This window comes from Bradyrhizobium sp. 187 (assembly GCF_023101005.1).
GTDB lineage: Bacteria > Pseudomonadota > Alphaproteobacteria > Rhizobiales > Xanthobacteraceae > Bradyrhizobium > Bradyrhizobium canariense_D.
Genome location: NZ_CP064693.1, coordinates 3344388 through 3360140 on the forward strand (window position 1 = coordinate 3344388; position 15753 = coordinate 3360140).

Below are 15753 nucleotides of genomic sequence, written 5' to 3' on the forward strand. Positions count from 1 at the left end.
GGCCTTCAACATTGCGAGCTCTGTGCAGGAGTGCACACAGCAGGGGCGCGGCTCCAGCGTAGCGCGCTCGTCGCGGAGCGCCGCAGCCCGTGCGCTCTGCCCGACGGACCGCCGGCCTATACCTCAACGCCGCCGGGCCGGCGGGCCCGAGGGCGGCCGGGATGTTCATCACCCGAAGTTCGTCACCCGAAGCGTGCTTCGCAATCGTGCGCGGGCCGGCCTTTTTCCGCGTGGGCGCGATAGGCATCGATCGCCCTGTTGGCGAGCATCAGTTGCCGGCGCTCGCCGGTCCTGAGCTGGGCCTCAATGGCGTCGAGCAGGACGTTCGCCGTCTCGTCCGGGGAGCCGAGCTCTCCGCTCTGCTCCAGGAAACTCCAGGCGATGAAGAATGCGTTCTCGACGGTGCAGCGAATGGACATGGCTGCCAACGCGGCGCGGCCGTTGCCGTTCCGCGGGACAGACGAATGCTTTGAATTGGCGCGCGTGCCCGCTACTTCAGCGAGCTGCCGATCGAGGTGAACTTCTTGTTCAGCGTCGCGCCGAGATTGTTGACGACGGCGATGATCGCAAGCGCAATGCCAGCGGCGATCAGGCCGTACTCGATCGCTGTGGCGCCGGACTCGTCGGCGAGGAAGCGGCGGATCGTCTGCATGGTTGCCAGAAATCCAAAAAGAGAGCTGGCGAGGACCGTATTCTGCAGAGAGCGGGTTCCCCAATTTGGAACACGGGTCTGCGTCAGTTTCTAGTTCTTGAGCACGATGCGGCCGACGACCTTGCCGGCGCGAAGCTCGTCGATCCATGTTTGGACGTCGGCCATCGGCTCCTCGCGCATCGGCGTCGGCTTGATCTTGCCGGCGCGGGCGAGCGCCATCAGCTCGTGAGCCTCGGTGAGTGTGCCGACCATGAAGCCCTCGATGGTCATGCGCTTGTAGACCCATTGCACCATCGGCAACGTGAACTGGCCCCCCATCAGGCCGGAGACCACGATCTTGCCGCCGCGCGCGGCGACGGCGACCGCGAAAGCCATGGACTTCTCGTTGCCCGCGAAGTCGACGATCTCGTCGAAGCCGCCATCGGTTTCCTTGAGGATGCGCTTGACCACGTCGGGCTCGGCCGGATCGTAGGCCACCGCCGCGCCGTTCTTCAGCGCGGTTTCGCGCGCGGCACCGCTGAGGTCGGCGACCGTGATCGGCTGCTTGAACATGGCCGCCGCGAAGGAAAGGCCCATCATGCCGACACCGCCGAGGCCGATCAGCAGGAGGTTGCGCTGGCGCGGCCGGTCGACCAGGCGCTTGAGCGCGCCGTAGGCGGTGACGCCGGAGCACATCAGCGTCGCGGCCTGGTTGACGGGCAGGGGATCGTAGTCGAGCAGATATTTCGCGTCGGGCACCAGCACGTGGGTGGCGAAGCCGCCGTCGATGGAGACGCCGAGAAAGCGCTGTCTGGCGCAGAGATTCTCGTCGCCATTGGCGCAGTCGCGACACTGGCCGCAACCGATCCACGGAAACACCGCCTTCTTGCTGCCGACGAGACCGGCGAATACCTCGGGGCCGACTTCGTCGACCACGCCCGCGATCTCGTGGCCGAGCGTGAAGGGCAGCGTCATGCCGCGCGTGGTGTCGAGCTTCTTGCCGCCGCCGAGATCGGCGTAGCCGTCCTGGATGTGCAGATCGGAGTGGCAGAGGCCGCAACGCTCGATCCGCACCAGCACCTCTCGACCTTGCGGCTTCGGCGTCTCGACGATGGTCTCGCACAGCGGCGCATCGAACTTGACGAGGGACTGCCGACGCATCAACGCCATATTTCTTCCTCCGAAATTATCTCTCTGTTTCGCTGCGTATATTGGCCAATTCACGGGCCATGGCAACAAAGCCGGAAATCGGAACGGTCTCCGCGCGCCGCGTCGCATCGACGCCGGCAGCTGCGGCGAGCCGCGCGGGATCGGCGCCGAGCGCCTTCAGGCTTTGCCGCAGCATCTTGCGGCGCTGGCCGAAGGCGGCGGCCGCGACCTGTTCGAGCAGCTTGCGATCGCAGGCGAGAGGCGTTTCGCGCGGGATCAGTCGCACAACGGAAGACGTAACCTTCGGCGGCGGCACGAAGGCGGACGGCGCGATGTCGAACAGGATCTTGGTCTCGCAGCGCCAATTGGCGAGCACGCCGAGTCGGCCGAAGGCCTCTTCGTCCTCGCGCGCCACGATGCGCTCGCCGACCTCGCGCTGGAACATCAGGACCATCATTTCGTACCAGGGCGGCCAGGGTTCGGTGGTGAGCCAGCCGACGAGGAGGTGGGTCGCGATGTTGTAGGGCAGGTTGGCGACGATTTTTGCTCTTTCGCCTGATAGCAGCGGGCGCGGGTCGAAGGTCATGGCGTCGCCATGGACGATCTCGAGTCGGCCGGGATAGCGCGCAGCAATATCCTGCAAGGCAGGGATCGCGCGCTCGTCATGCTCGATGGCGATGACGCGTCTGGCGCCGAGCGCGAGCAGGGCGCGCGTCAGCCCGCCCGGGCCGGGGCCGATCTCGATGATGGTGGAATCCTCGAGTGGAGCCGCCGCACGCGCGATGCGCGCGGTGAGATTGAGGTCGAGGAGGAAGTTCTGGCCGAGCGATTTGCGCGCCGACAAGGCGTGCTGGCGAATGACCTCGCGAAGCGGCGGGAGGTCATCGATCGTGCTCATCGGGTTTTCGCAGCCGCCATCCGGCTCGCAAGCCTCAACGCAGCGATCAGGCTTGCCGGATTGGCCTTGCCGGTGCCGGCGATGTCGAAGGCGGTGCCGTGGTCGGGCGAGGTGCGGATGAAGGGCAGTCCGAGCGTGACGTTGACCGCGTCATCGAAGGCCACAGTCTTGATCGGGATCAGCGCCTGGTCGTGGTACATGCAGACGGCGCAGTCATAGCTGTTTCGCGCGGCTTCGTGGAACATGGTGTCGGCGGGGAGCGGTCCCTTCGCCTCGATACCGTCGCCCCGCAACGTCTTGATCGCCGGCGCGATCACGGTCTGCTCCTCGTGGCCGAGCGAGCCGTCCTCGCCCGCGTGCGGATTGAGGCCGGAAATCGCGATGCGCGGATTCGCGATGCCGAAGCGGGATTTGAGTTCGGTCGCGACGATGCGCACGGTCGAGACGATCAGCTCGCTGGTGAGCTGGGCCAGTGCATCGCGCAAGGAGACGTGGATGGTCACGGGCACTACGGCGAGCCGCGGCGACCACAGCATCATCACCGGCTGCGGCGTGGGGCCGTCTTCCGCGGCGAGTTCTGCGAGGAATTCGGTATGGCCGAGATGGCGGAAGCCGGCACGATAGAGCACGCTCTTGGCAATCGGATTGGTGACAACGGCGCCGGCGCGGCCCTCGCGGACATCCGTGACCGCCTGGCGGATCGAGGCGAGCGCGGCCGGCGCGCTCGATGCGTCGGGCTTGCCGGGCGCGGCGCTCGCGGGCTCGCCGGACGCAACCACGGGCAGGGCCTGGGGGAAGGCGGCCTCGGCCTCGCCGGTGGTCACCGAAGCGATCCTGACGGCAGCGCCGAGCGCCTTGGCGCGGCGGGCGATCAGCGCCTCGTCGCCGAGCAGATAGAAGGCGGGCAGGTCCAGTTCGCGGCGCTTGAGCCAGGCTGCGATGGTGATGTCGGGGCCGATGCCGGCAGGCTCTCCCAGCGTCAGGGCGAGGGGCTTGGCAGGCTGCTTGGCCATCAGCGGTTGCGATACTCGATCATCGCCGCCTTGCGGAGCTCCTCGAGATAGGTCTTCTGGGTCTTCTCGTACTTCTCCTGATACATCTTCTCGCGGACCTCGCGCTTCTTCGGCGTGTCGATCATGGTCGGCTTGCGCGAGCACAGCACCACCATCTCGATGCCTGCCTTGGTCGTCTCGGGCGCGGTCAGGTGGCCGATCGGCGTGTCGTCGAGCACCTTACGCAGCGCCTCGGGTAATTCAGCGGTGGTCTTGGTGACGACGTCGCGGATGGTGGCGTTCGGCGTGGAGCGGAACAGCGAATTGGCTTCTTCGCAGCTTCCGACGCGCGAGCGATACTGCTCGGCTTCCTTATGCCGTGTCTCCAGGAACGCCGGCGACGAGCCCCGTGGCACGATCAGCACGATCGGCTGCATCTTGTATTCGGTGCCCTCGATCTGCAGCTTGTCGCCGGTCTGGGCCTGCACGGCCTGCGCGACGTCCTTCTCGCCGACCAGCAGCTTCTCCTTGAAGCGGCCGCGCACGAGGCTGGTCCAGACCATCTCGGCCTTCATGCGGCTCTTCAGGGTTTCGGGGCGGACGCCCTTGACCTCGAGCGACTTGGTGAGCTGGTCCGGCGAGATGCGCATGCGCTGCGCCATGCCCTCGTAGGACTGGTTGATGTCGGAGACGCCGGGGTCGACACCATATTTCTTGCCTTCCTTCATCTTCACCCGGTCGTCGATCAGCTCGTTGATGACGTCCTGGCGGGCCGGTGTCTTCTGCGTCGTCAGCTGGTCGAGCTTGGAGCGCTGCTCGATGTCGAAGTCGGTGATGGGATCGCCGTTGACCATCAAGACGATGTTCTGCGCACGCAACGGCGCGCCGGCCAGCAGCAGGGCGGCGAGGATGAGGAAGAGGCGGAAGACAGGCAATGGGATCGTCATATTTGTCGCTCGCATGTCAGCCGAGGTGAACCTGCGATCGGGAACACGCGGCCGGCACCTTCAAACCGTTCACTGGAGTCCGCCGCCGGAACTGCTGGTGGTCGCTGTGTTCGCCAGCGTGCGCAGGCCGATCTGGAACATGATCGCGTGGTTCAGCACGGGCGGGGTCGAGCCTGCGGAATAGCTATACGCAGTTACATAGTTCAAGCCGAGCACAAAACAATCGTCGACGTAGCCGGCACCGAGCACATACTGGTTGATCTTGTTGGCCTCAAGGTCCCAGCGCGCCGAGCCCGTGACCACCCAATTGGCCGCGAGCTTGATCGAGCCTGACGTCAGGATGCCCTCGCGGCGGGTTAGATAGCCGAGTTCCGGCTGCGCCGCGTAATTGCCGTACAGCATGCTGACTGACCAGCGGTTGAAGTTGGCGCGGCCTTCCGCCTCGAAGCGCTGCACGTTCCAGGTCTGCTCGTCCATGCGCGAGCGAACGCTGAACGTATAGGTGCTGTTGGGCGAATAGGCGGCGCTCGCCACATAGTCGGAGCGCGGCCTTTGCAGGCCGGAATCCACGCCGGTATTGATGGAGTCCTGGACCGCGAAGGAGTTTATGCCGAACAGCTGGTAGGACTGGCCGAACAGCGTCTTGATGGCTCCGCCCCTGTCGAACTGCGTGGTGGACTGCACGCCGACATTGGCGCGGCCGCCGCCCTCGACACGGTCGTAGCCGGAGAACTTGTCGACGCTGAACAGGTTCGAGGCGTCGAACACCATGCTCTGCGCGTCCTCGTTGGGGAGCTTGCCGGCATAGGTCTCGTTCGGCCGGATGATGATCTGCGCGATCGGCTCGATGGTGGTCGAACCCCAGGGCTGAACGTTGATGAAGGGGTAGCGGTATTCGAGGCCCACGGTCGGCATCAGGCGGAGCGCCTGGGTATCGCCGACGGGCAAATAGTTCGACACGCCCGGCTGGTTGGAGACCGAGGAGTTGATCGCGTCGGCGCGGAGAATGGCGAACGGCGTCCAGATTTCACCGAACGGATCGGTGAAGGACTTGCGCCACTGCGCTTCCGCCGTCAGGCGGGTGTAGGTACCCGGGAAGCCGCGCAGCAGGCACTGCGACGGCGTACGCGCGAGCGGATCGGCCGACACCGTCGTGCACAGGCTGTTGGTGTTGGCGAGCGTCGTGATCGGATCGAACACCGCGGTGTCACGCGACAGGTTCACGAAATTGGTCTTGTAGCTGAACTCGCCGCCGAAGACTGGATAGTTCAGCACGTTCGAGTAGTCGATCACGGGGTAGACGACCGGCACCTGGTTCTGGTTGCCCGAGTAACTCAGCCAGTACATCGTGCGCGCGTCGAAGAAGCTGCGATTGCCGACACCGGTCAGGTAAAGCTGCGAGAGTGCATCCGTCGGCAGATACAGGAACGAGCCCAGCGGATCGCGATATTGCGACAACCGATAGTCCGAGAAGAAATAATAGTCGGACATCAGGACACCGTCCCAACCCCAGACCCATTTGTCGTTCAGCGCGAACTGACCCTTGGTGTCGACGGCGCCGCGGAACTGCTTGTCGCCGGGCTGGCCAGCGAGCGCGCTCCGATCGAGCTGGTCGATGCCGTAGACGCGGATCTGATAGGCGCCGTCCATCAGGCGCTGGCGAAATTCGGCCTGGAACAGCACGCCCTGCCTGGACGTGATGCGCGGGTTGAAGGTGGCGTCCATGTCGGGCGCGATCGCCCAGTAGAACGGAACCTCGACGCCGTAGCCGAACGGCGTATTCGACGTGAAGCCCGGCATCAGGAAGCCGGTCTTGCGCTTCACGGTCGGGTCGGGCGTCGAGAAATAGGGCATATAGGCGATCGGCACGCCGAAGAATTCGAGCTGCGCCGTCTCGAAATACAGCATCTTCTCCTGCTGGTCGTGGATGATGCGCGCACCCTTGACCTGCCAGAGCGGCGGCTTCTTCGGATCGTCCTTGCACGGCGCGCAGGCCGTGTAGACGCCGTTCTCGAACACCGTGTAGTTGCCGCTGGAGCGATCGGAGCGGCTCGCCGCCATGCGGGTCTGGTCGGCCGTATCAACGCGCAGCGAATCGACGAAGCCGTCACGGTAGTCGTCGGACAGGTCCAGGATCTCGGCATAGGTGATCTTGCCGTCGGCATCCGTCATACGGATGTTGCCTTCGGCATGGAGCCGCTTGGTCTTCTGGTCGTAGATGACCTTGTCGGCCTCGACGCTGGTGCCGTTGTAGAACAGCTGGACGTTACCGACCGCGGAGACGCGCGAATTGTTGTAGTCGTAATCGACCTCGGTCGCCTGAACCAGCATCTGGTTGTCGTTGACGGCCTTCGGCGGCTTCGCACGCGGCGGCAGCGGATTGTAGGTGAAGCTCTGGGCGGATGCCGGCGTCACGGCGGCAACGTCCATCACGCCACCGAGCGATGCCACGGCGGCGACAGCAAGCAGGAATCTGCGAATGGACAAGCCACACCCGTTCGCGCGCACCAATGTGCGCCGCGTCAAACGAGACACGGGCCCTCGGTGGACGGCCGTCACTATCCGTCCTCCTGATACAGCAAGGCCAAAAAGCCGGTGAGGCCGCCCACCACCACGGGCAACCACGCCGCAGCGATCGGATGCATCAACTCAGCCTTGCTCAAATCTTCAGTCACTTTCGACAGAACGTAGAGCAGAAAGCCTGCGCCCACGCCACTCAAAACCATCTTCTGCACGCCGCCCATCCGGAAGAAGCGCAACGACACGGAGGCCGCGAGCATCACCATGGCTGCAAGCAAAAACGGCTGTGCCAGAAGCTTCTGATACTGGAGTCGGTATCCGGCTGTCGCGAAGCCCGAGCTTTCGGATGAGCGGATGTAGCTCGGTAGTTGCCAAAAGGACACAGTCTCGGGTGTGGAAAAGCTGTTGCGGACCTGGGCCTCGGTCAGCGTGGTCGGAATCTCCAGGCTGGCCTGATCGACCGGCGGCGAATCCAGCGAGAAGCGGCGGACGCCCTTGAACAGCCAACGGCCGGCCTCGAGCGTCGCCTCGCGCGCCTCGACCCGTTCCTTGAAGTGCTGCTCTGTGTCAAACCGGAACAGCGTGAGTCCGGTGAGCCGGATACCCTGCTGCTCGCTGCGCGCCGCATTGATGATCGTCTCGCCGTCGCTGGTCTTCTGGTTGAGCCAGAAGCCGGAGGCGTCCTGAATGCCGCCGCCGGGCGCCGAGCCGAACAGCTCGGCTTCCATGCGCTTGGACAGCTCGCGCAGATTGGCCGACATCGGATTGTAGGCGACGGTGGCGATCACGCCGATCAGGAGCGCGCTGCCGAGCGCCGGCGAGATGAATTGCCATGCGGAGACGCCGGCGGCGCGCGCGACGACGAGCTCGAGCCGGCGGGAGAGGGCGAGATAGCAGGTCATGGCGCCGATCAGCATGCAGAACGGCGTCAGCTTCTCCAAAAGCTGCGGCACGCGGAACAGCGAGGTCTCGGCCACCATGACTGCGGAGGCGGATGCGAGCCCTGAGGTCTTGCGCACCATCTCGATGTAATCGACCAGCACCAGCAGCAGGAAAATGCCGGCGAACACGCCGAGCGCCGCGACCACGAAACGGCCGGCGAAATAGCGCCCGAGTGTGTTGGTGAGCATGCTCATGCGGTGGCCGGCCGTCCGAACAGCCGCGCAATGCGCGCGTTCGACCTGTTGATGGCCTCCATGAGGCGCGGCGGCGGTTCGACCACAAGGCCGCCAATGATGATCGCCAGCCCGACGCCGATGGCACCAATGACCATGGCATATTGGACCAGCACCGCGCCCGGCGATTTCACCGCCATCACCGAGCAGGCGAAGCCGGCCATGCGCAGGCCGAACACGGCGAGGATCGAGGAGCCGATCGAGAAATTGCGGCTCTGGCGCGTGGTGCGAGGCGCACCCAGAAACGCGAAGGTCAGCACGGCAAAGGCGAAGGGATAGATCGGCGCCAGCAGGCTGTCATGCAGGGCCGAGCGGAACTGGCCGGGAATCTGCTTGTAGACGGGATCGTCCTCGGACGGCGAGAGCAACTCCCAGAGATAACGCTCGCGGATGCCGAGGGTGACGTCGCGGCCCTGGCCCGAGAACTTGGACATGTCGAAGCCGTAGCGGCCGAACGCCACCAGCGCGGGATCGCGCTTGCCGGCCTCGAAGCGTTGGAGATTGCCGGTCTCCAGCACCAGGAACGATCCGGTCTCGTTCTTCACGACTTCGCCGTGCTCGGCGACGATCGAGACCCGCTCGTTCGGATCGCGGCGGTCGTCGATGAAGATGCCGGCGAGGATGCCGCCGGGCTGGCGTTCGCGAATCCGGATCGTCAGGTTCTTGTCGAGCTGGGCGAAGCGGCCGGGCTGCAGGATGTTGGTGAGCACGTCTGCGGTGATCTCGGCGTCCCACTGCTTGATCCGCCGCATGCCGTCGGGAGCGAGATAGGCCGCGATGAAGGCGACCAGCAGCGCCACCACGCAGGTGGCGTAGAAGAACGGATAGAACAGCCGGAATGGCGAGAAGCCGGCGGCATTCATCACGATGATCTCGGAATCGGTCGCGAGCTTGTTCAGCGTATGCGAGATCGCGATCATCAGCGCGATCGGCGAGATGATCAGGACCAGCGCGGGCACGACGAGGCTGGTGATCCCGAGGAAGGTCAGGATGGTCTGACCCTGGCTCGTCATCAGGTCGATGCCGCGCAACGCTTGCGTAATCCAGATCACGCCCGTGAGGCTGACCAGGACCAGCGCAAACGACGCGAGCGTCGTGCGGAAGATATACCTATCGATTGACCCCATGCGCTACCGCACGAATCCCACCAAGTCCCCAATGCCGGCCGGAATTCCGCCTGTCCAACCAATCCCCGCAAGAGGATCCCCAAGGTCGGCCAACCATCTCATCCGCCGGCTTACTCTCTCAGTACCATCCCTTTGATCCGTCAACAAAATGGCTGCCCCGTGGCACCCTCAATATATGGTTAATATTTCCCTCGTTGTGGCCCCTCGGCCACGGGGGGTGCTTGGCATCTGCCGGGCCGGTGGCCCATAGTGCGGCACGCTCAGTGAATCGCCGTTCAGCTCCGGCCCGTGGCCGGGACCGCCGATCGGTAAAAAGCGCAATGTTTTAAGGAGTTACTCATGTCCGATGCCATCAAGGTCGGCTTCGTTCCATTGTCTGCCGCCGCCCGTGGCATCATGGTCGTGTTCTGCGACGACAGCCTGAAGCTCGGCCCGGCGACCGCCAAGGCGCTCGGCGGGGCCACCGAACTCGTGAAGCGGGCGGCCACCGCCGCCGCCTTCAAGGGCAAAAGCGGCGCTGCGCTCGACATCCTTGCGCCCGAAGGCGTGAAGGCCACCCGCCTGATCGTGATCGGTGCCGGCAAGGCGGCCGGCCTGAAGGCGAACGACTTCCTCAAATTCGGCGGCGTGGCGGCGAGCAAGCTTCCGGCCGGGGCGGCGGCCATGACCATCATGGCGGAACTTCCAGGCGGCGCCATGACCAGCGAGCAGGCGGTCGCGATCGCCTCGGGCCTGCGGCTGCGCACCTACAAGTTCGACCGCTACAAGACCAGGAAGAAGGATGGCGAGGAGGGCGGCACGCGCGCCGACGTCTCGTTTGCGGTCGGCGACGTGGTCGCCGCGAAGAAGGCGTTTACATCGGCGGCTGCGATCGTGGACGGCGTGATCATTGCGCGCGACCTCGTCAACGAGCCGCCGAACGTGCTTTTTCCCGAGGAGTTCGCGCGCCGCGCAGGCCTGCTCCGCAAGCTCGGCGTCAAGATCGAGGTCCTCGACGTCAAGGCCATGGACAAGCTCGGCATGGGCGCTCTGCTCGGCGTCGGCCAGGGCTCGGCGCGGCCGAGCCGCACCGTGATCATGCGTTGGGACGGCGGCAAGAAAGGTGAGGCGCCGGTTGCCTTCGTCGGCAAGGGCGTCTGCTTCGACACCGGCGGCATTTCGATCAAGCCGGCCGGCAGCATGGAGGACATGAAGGGCGACATGGGAGGGGCTGCCTGCGTCGTCGGCCTGATGCATGCGCTCGCGGCACGCAAGGCCAAGGTCAACGTCGTCGGCGCCATCGGCCTCGTCGAGAACATGCCGGACGGCAACGCGCAGCGCCCAGGCGACATCGTCACCTCGATGTCGGGCCAGACCATCGAGATCATCAACACCGACGCGGAAGGCCGCCTGGTGCTTGCCGATGTGCTCTGGTACGTCGCCAAGAAAACCAAGCCGAAATTCATGGTGGATCTCGCGACGTTGACCGGCGCCATCGTGGTCGCGCTCGGCACCGAGCATGCCGGCATGTTCTCCAACAATGACGAGCTTGCCGAGCGGCTGCTGGCGGCCGGCATCGAGAGCGGCGAGAAGGTCTGGCGCCTGCCGCTTGGCCCCGAATACGACAAGCTGATCGATTCCCAGTTCGCCGACATGAAGAACACCGGCGGCCGCCATGGCGGCTCGATCACCGCGGCACAGTTCCTCCAGCGCTTCGTGGACGGCACGCCCTGGGCGCATCTAGACATCGCTGGGACCGCCATGGGCGCGCCGAAGACCGACATCAATCAGAGCTGGGGAAGCGGTTACGGAGTTCGCTTGCTCGACCGTCTGGTCGCCGACCATTACGAGCGCAAATGACCCGAGATGACTGAAGTCCTTTTCTACCATCTGCAAAACATGACGGTGGAGAACGTGTTGCCGCCGCTTCTCGAGAAATCGCTCGAGCGCGGCTGGCGCGTCGTGGTGCAGTCGAATTCGCCGGAGCGCGCCGATGCGCTCGACGCTCATTTGTGGACCTATCGCGACGATTCCTTCCTGCCGCACGCGACATGGCGGGTGAGCGACGCCGCCGATCAGCCGATCGTGCTGGCGGTCGAGGAGGACAATCCGAACGGTGCCAATGTCCGCTTCCTCGTCGACAACGCCGCGGTGCCGCAGGACGCGCAGGCCTATGAGCGCATGGTGCTGCTGTTCGACGGCGACGATCCGGACGCGCTTGCGTTCGCCCGCAGCGCCTGGACGGATTGCAAGGCGCGGGGATTTGATGTCACTTATTGGCAGGCTGACGAGCGGGGCCGGTGGCAGAAGCGGAATTAGCGGTCGCTCGCAATTAATGATAATTTGCACTTTTCGGGTGATGATGGCTTTTGTCACCTTCGTGCCGCAAAGTGATGTTGCTACAATTGCTTAGGGCCGATCCTTCACTCGGGGATTTTAGTTTATCGTGCGACATCAAAAGCTTCCCAGCTCGCTCATAATTGCGTTGGCGGCCGTAGCCCCGCTGGTTGCGGGCTGTTCGGGCGGGACCGATCTGTTGTCCAGGGATGCCCAGTGGTTCAACACGCCCAGCCGCCTGTTCATCAAAAGCATCTCGATTGAGTCGCCGCCGCTGACCCCCGACAAGCCGGTTGGGGCCGAGGATCTGGTCAGCGCCGACGGGGCTTGTGCCGGCATGGCGCCGCCGCCCGGGCCGGCTGATGCGAATGCGTCGACGACCGCGCCGGCTCCCATGGGCGGCACCGTCGCGCTCGGCCACACCGAATGCGATGTGGTGCGCGGCATCGGCGCGCCCTCGAGCGTCAGCCTCTCCGGTGATGCCGCCGGCAGGCGCGTTGCGGTCGTGACCTGGACGACCGGTCCGCGCGCTGGCATCTATACCTTCACGGCCGGTCGCCTGTCCTCGATCGAGGGCACGCCGGAGGCGCCGGTCATGCCGAAGGCGACCAAGCCGAAGCCGAAGAAGAAGTCGGCGTAACACGGGTCGACCTTTTGGCCTGAAGCTGGTTGCGGCTGTCGATGCGATCAGCCGCGCACTCCTATCCCCATCATCAAGCGGCTTTGCATTCCTTGATCGCGGTGGCCGAGGCGTGAACCGTGATCTCTCCCGTTCGCGCTCGCCGGCGATCTTGTTCGCGAGTTTCGACATCGCGGATGCCGACCTTCGCCCAAAGTGCCTTCATTGCCTCGAGCTGCGTTCTTCCGCGCGCGTTGAAAATCACGGGGGCGTTACGCGTGATCCGTGATCAGGCGGTTCGTGATGAGCAAGCCTTCGCATCCGCTGTCGGAAACTGCCCCGAAGCAAAACTGGAGGAAATCTCCAGAATAATCACGCGCGTCTCAAGCAACGGTTCAAGAATGTCATGTGCGCGAATGCTACGCGTCGAAGGGAGGGGCTAGGTCGGAAGGATCATTTGGATGTCCATTACCTCTGTGTTTTCCCCGGTTACGGGGCAACTCATCATTTTCGGCGACAGCGCGAATAACGGCCTCGTGATAAGTCGCGACAAGTCCGGCCGCATCCTGGTTGATAACGGGCACGTGAAAACGGTTGGTGGCGAACCCACGGTCGACAACACCACCGCGATCGACATCTTCGGTCAAGGCGGTGACGACACGATCACCGTCGACGAATGCCACGGACCGATGCCGGCGGTGCACATCTTCGGCGGCGACGGCAATGACAGGATCACGGGCGGCTCGGGAGCCGACCTCCTGTTTGGTCAGGCCGGCAACGATTTGATCAAGGGCGGCGGCGGCAACGATCTGCTGTTCGGCGGAGCGGGTAACGACGTCCTGGACGGCGGCAGCGGCGACAACCAGCTGTTCGGCGAGGCCGGCGACGACGTCATGATCTGGAATCCCGGCGGCGGCACCAACCTGTTCGAAGGTGGTGAGGGCAACGATACGGCTCAGGTCAACGGAAACAACGCCGCCGAGACGTTCACGATCACGGCGAACGGCACCCGCGTGCGGCTCGACGGGACGGGCGCGGCGCCGTTTTCGCTCGACATCGGCACGACTGAAAATCTCGTCTTGCACAGCGGCGGCGGCGACGATGTCATCACCGCGGGCAATGGGCTCGGCAGCCTGATCTCGCTGACGCTCGATGGCGGCGCCGGCAACGACCGGATCATCGGCGGCGACGGCAACGACCTCATCATCGGCGGCAGCGGCGACGACATCGTCAATGGCGGACGCGGCAACGACGTCGCCCAGCTCGGGAGTGGCGACGACACTTTCATCTGGAATCCCGGTGACGGCAGCGACACGGTCGAGGGCGGCTCGGGCAGCGACAAGCTGCTTTTCAATGGCGCCAACATCAACGAGACCATCAACATCTCGGCCAATGGCGGCCGGGTGCGCTTCACCCGCGATGTCGCCAACATCACGATGGATCTCAACAGCGTCGAGCAGATCGAATTCGATGCGCGTGGCGGCGCCGACAACATCACCGTCGGCGACCTCACCCGGACCGGCGTCAAGCAGGTGCTGGTTGATCTCGGAGCCGTTCCGGGAGGGACGCAAGGCGACGGCGCTGCTGATACGGTGACCGTCAACGGCAGCAACGGCAATCAGCACATCGAGGTCACAGCCGCGGGCACAACGGTCACGGTCACGGGGCTGCCGGAGGTCGTGACGATCGCAAATGCAGAGGCCGGCAACGACCGGCTGGTCGTGCAGGCGCTCGGCGGCAACGACGTGATCGATGCATCCACGCTCGGCGCGGCGATCGGGCTGACCATCGACGGCGGTGCGGGCAACGACACCATCACCGGCAGCCAGGGAGCCGACACCCTGATCGGCGGCGACGGCAACGACAAGGTCATCGGCGGCCGCGGCAATGACGTCGCGCTTCTCGGCGCAGGCGACGACATCTTCACGTGGAATCCCGGTGACGGCAGCGACACTGTCGAAGGCGGCACGGGAACCGATACGCTGGTGTTCAACGGCGCCAATGTGGCCGAGACCATGTCGATCTCGGCGAACGGAAGCCGTGCGCTACTCACCCGTGACGTCGGTGCTATCGTCATGGACCTCGTTGGCGTCGAGCACGTGCAGATCGCGGCGGCAGGCGGCGCCGACAACATCACCGTCAACGATCTGACCGGGACAGGAATCACGCAGGTTGCCATCGACCTCAGTGCCGGCCCCGGCGGCCAGAGCGGCGATGGCGCTGCGGACCGCGTGACCGTGAACGGCACGATCGGTGACGACAACATATCGGTCGTGACCTCCGGCGGATCGATCGTGGTCAACGGCCTCGCTGCGCAGGTGATGGTTGCGCACGCGGACACCGGTGACGTGCTCGGCATCAACGGCGGACAAGGCAATGACGTCATCAACGCCTCTACCATCAAGGCGGGACAGTCGTTCAGCCTCAACATCAACGGCGGCGACGGCAATGACACCATCACCGGCAGCGCCGGCAATGACATCGTGAACGGCGGACGCGGCAACGATTTCGCCAATCTCGGCGCGGGCGACGACACCTTCGTCTGGAATCCCGGCGACGGCAGCGACACCGTCGAAGGCGGGAAGGGCTCCGACACGCTGGCATTCAACGGCGCCAATATCAGCGAGACCATCAACATCTCGGCCAATGGCGGTCGGGTGCTGTTCACGCGGGATGTCGCCGCCATTGCGATGGACCTGAACGGGGTCGAACATGTCGACTTCAATGCTCTCGGCGGTGCCGACAACATTACCGTCGGTGACCTCTCCGGCACCGGCGTCAGCCAGGTCGACCTCGATCTCGGCGCCAATGACGGCGCCGCTGATACCGTGACCATCAACGCAACCGGCGGCAACGACGTCATCACGGTGACCGAGCACGACGGCATCATCACGGTGTCGGGGCTTGGCCAGGACATCAACATCACCGATGCCGGCGCGGGCGACAGGATCGTCATCAACGGTCTCGATGGCGACGACGTCATCACGGCTTCCGGCTTGCACGGCGGCATCCAGCTCGTTGCCAATGGCGGCAACGGCGACGACGTGCTGATCGGCAGCCCCGCCAACGACACGCTGGCAGGTGGTGCCGGTGATGACGTGCTGATCGGCGGCGGGGGCCTCGACATTCTGGACGGCGGCACCGGCAACAACGTCGTCATCCAGGGCGGAGCGTTCGCGGCCGCGATGCTGCTCAACCAGGCCATGGCGGCCAGCTTCGTCCCGGCAGGTGAGGGGAACGGCGAGATGCCGCTGCCCGATCCGCACGCGACGCAGAGCCAGGTGCTCGCACCGCCGCAGCACGCCTGACAGTAAGGCCTGATGGGAAGAGCCTCACTAGCGCTCCGACGGAGGTGCGTTCCCTCCCCCCCTTGCGGGGG

Annotated in this window: 13 protein-coding genes; 4 read left to right on the forward strand and 9 right to left on the reverse strand. The window is 64.8% G+C overall.

All coding sequences use genetic code 11. The annotated features are described in order from the left end of the window. Window positions 1-182: 182 nt before the first annotated feature. The 9 genes from IVB19_RS15855 to lptF all read right to left on the reverse strand — a co-directional run bounded on the left by IVB19_RS15855 (window position 183) and on the right by lptF (window position 9439). The gene (locus tag IVB19_RS15855; protein WP_018459101.1) at window positions 183-419 is read right to left on the reverse strand and encodes a hypothetical protein; all 237 of its coding nucleotides are present in this window, start codon (window positions 417-419) and stop codon (window positions 183-185) included. Between the two features lie 71 nt (window positions 420-490). Further along, on the reverse strand, window positions 491-652 hold the full coding sequence (locus IVB19_RS15860) for a Flp family type IVb pilin (RefSeq protein WP_018459100.1): 162 nt from the start codon (window positions 650-652) through the stop codon (window positions 491-493). A gap of 90 nt (window positions 653-742) precedes the next feature. Then, window positions 743-1801 (reverse strand): alcohol dehydrogenase, encoded by a 1059-nt coding sequence (locus tag IVB19_RS15865; RefSeq protein WP_018459099.1) that lies wholly within the window; start codon window positions 1799-1801, stop codon window positions 743-745. Between the two features lie 16 nt (window positions 1802-1817). Then, window positions 1818-2678 carry a 16S rRNA (adenine(1518)-N(6)/adenine(1519)-N(6))-dimethyltransferase RsmA gene (gene rsmA / locus IVB19_RS15870; RefSeq protein ID WP_018459098.1) on the reverse strand — a complete coding sequence of 287 codons (861 nt, stop codon included), beginning with the start codon at window positions 2676-2678 and terminating at the stop codon, window positions 1818-1820. After that, window positions 2675-3691, reverse strand: coding sequence for a 4-hydroxythreonine-4-phosphate dehydrogenase PdxA (gene pdxA / locus IVB19_RS15875; protein ID WP_247821573.1), 1017 nt, complete (start codon window positions 3689-3691; stop codon window positions 2675-2677). The genes rsmA and pdxA overlap by 4 nt, the downstream gene beginning before the upstream one ends. Continuing rightward, window positions 3691-4617, reverse strand: coding sequence for a peptidylprolyl isomerase family protein (locus tag IVB19_RS15880; protein WP_026233734.1), 927 nt, complete (start codon window positions 4615-4617; stop codon window positions 3691-3693). The genes pdxA and IVB19_RS15880 overlap by 1 nt, the downstream gene beginning before the upstream one ends. 69 nt (window positions 4618-4686) lie before the next feature. After that, window positions 4687-7176: an LPS-assembly protein LptD gene (gene lptD, locus IVB19_RS15885; protein WP_247821574.1), complete on the reverse strand. Its 2490-nt coding sequence runs from the start codon at window positions 7174-7176 to the stop codon at window positions 4687-4689. Continuing rightward, complete coding sequence (gene lptG / locus IVB19_RS15890; protein WP_018459094.1) at window positions 7176-8273, reverse strand: LPS export ABC transporter permease LptG; 1098 nt, start codon at window positions 8271-8273, stop codon at window positions 7176-7178. Before lptG ends, lptD begins: the two co-directional genes overlap by 1 nt. Continuing rightward, window positions 8270-9439 carry an LPS export ABC transporter permease LptF gene (gene lptF, locus IVB19_RS15895; RefSeq protein ID WP_018459093.1) on the reverse strand — a complete coding sequence of 390 codons (1170 nt, stop codon included), beginning with the start codon at window positions 9437-9439 and terminating at the stop codon, window positions 8270-8272. Before lptF ends, lptG begins: the two co-directional genes overlap by 4 nt. Before the next feature lie 339 nt (window positions 9440-9778). On the opposite strand from lptF, the gene IVB19_RS15900 reads away from it, so the two are divergent. The 4 genes from IVB19_RS15900 to IVB19_RS15915 all read left to right on the forward strand — a co-directional run bounded on the left by IVB19_RS15900 (window position 9779) and on the right by IVB19_RS15915 (window position 15682). Continuing rightward, window positions 9779-11278 carry a leucyl aminopeptidase gene (locus IVB19_RS15900; RefSeq protein WP_018459092.1) on the forward strand — a complete coding sequence of 500 codons (1500 nt, stop codon included), beginning with the start codon at window positions 9779-9781 and terminating at the stop codon, window positions 11276-11278. A 6-nt stretch (window positions 11279-11284) separates the two neighbouring features. After that, window positions 11285-11737, forward strand: a complete 453-nt coding sequence (locus IVB19_RS15905; protein ID WP_018459091.1) for a DNA polymerase III subunit chi — start codon at window positions 11285-11287, stop codon at window positions 11735-11737. A gap of 166 nt (window positions 11738-11903) precedes the next feature. After that, the gene (locus tag IVB19_RS15910; protein ID WP_247821575.1) at window positions 11904-12395 is read left to right on the forward strand and encodes a hypothetical protein; all 492 of its coding nucleotides are present in this window, start codon (window positions 11904-11906) and stop codon (window positions 12393-12395) included. A 440-nt stretch (window positions 12396-12835) separates the two neighbouring features. Next, a complete protein-coding gene (locus tag IVB19_RS15915; protein ID WP_247297469.1) occupies window positions 12836-15682 on the forward strand; it encodes a beta strand repeat-containing protein in 2847 nt (948 codons plus the stop codon). The last annotated feature ends 71 nt before the right edge of the window (window positions 15683-15753 follow it).

What these genes read in the sequence shown, in the direction of transcription:
- IVB19_RS15900 (WP_018459092.1), top strand. Translation starts at nt 9,779, where the DNA reads ATGTCCGATGCCATCAAGGTCGGCTTCGTTCCATTGTCTGCCGCCGCC.
- IVB19_RS15865 (WP_018459099.1), bottom strand. Translation starts at nt 1,801, where the DNA reads ATGGCGTTGATGCGTCGGCAGTCCCTCGTCAAGTTCGATGCGCCGCTG.
- IVB19_RS15855 (WP_018459101.1), bottom strand. Translation starts at nt 419, where the DNA reads ATGTCCATTCGCTGCACCGTCGAGAACGCATTCTTCATCGCCTGGAGT.
- lptF (WP_018459093.1), bottom strand. Translation starts at nt 9,439, where the DNA reads ATGGGGTCAATCGATAGGTATATCTTCCGCACGACGCTCGCGTCGTTT.
- pdxA (WP_247821573.1), bottom strand. Translation starts at nt 3,691, where the DNA reads ATGGCCAAGCAGCCTGCCAAGCCCCTCGCCCTGACGCTGGGAGAGCCT.
- IVB19_RS15880 (WP_026233734.1), bottom strand. Translation starts at nt 4,617, where the DNA reads ATGACGATCCCATTGCCTGTCTTCCGCCTCTTCCTCATCCTCGCCGCC.
- IVB19_RS15905 (WP_018459091.1), top strand. Translation starts at nt 11,285, where the DNA reads ATGACTGAAGTCCTTTTCTACCATCTGCAAAACATGACGGTGGAGAAC.
- rsmA (WP_018459098.1), bottom strand. Translation starts at nt 2,678, where the DNA reads ATGAGCACGATCGATGACCTCCCGCCGCTTCGCGAGGTCATTCGCCAG.
- lptG (WP_018459094.1), bottom strand. Translation starts at nt 8,273, where the DNA reads ATGAGCATGCTCACCAACACACTCGGGCGCTATTTCGCCGGCCGTTTC.
- IVB19_RS15915 (WP_247297469.1), top strand. Translation starts at nt 12,836, where the DNA reads ATGTCCATTACCTCTGTGTTTTCCCCGGTTACGGGGCAACTCATCATT.
- IVB19_RS15860 (WP_018459100.1), bottom strand. Translation starts at nt 652, where the DNA reads ATGCAGACGATCCGCCGCTTCCTCGCCGACGAGTCCGGCGCCACAGCG.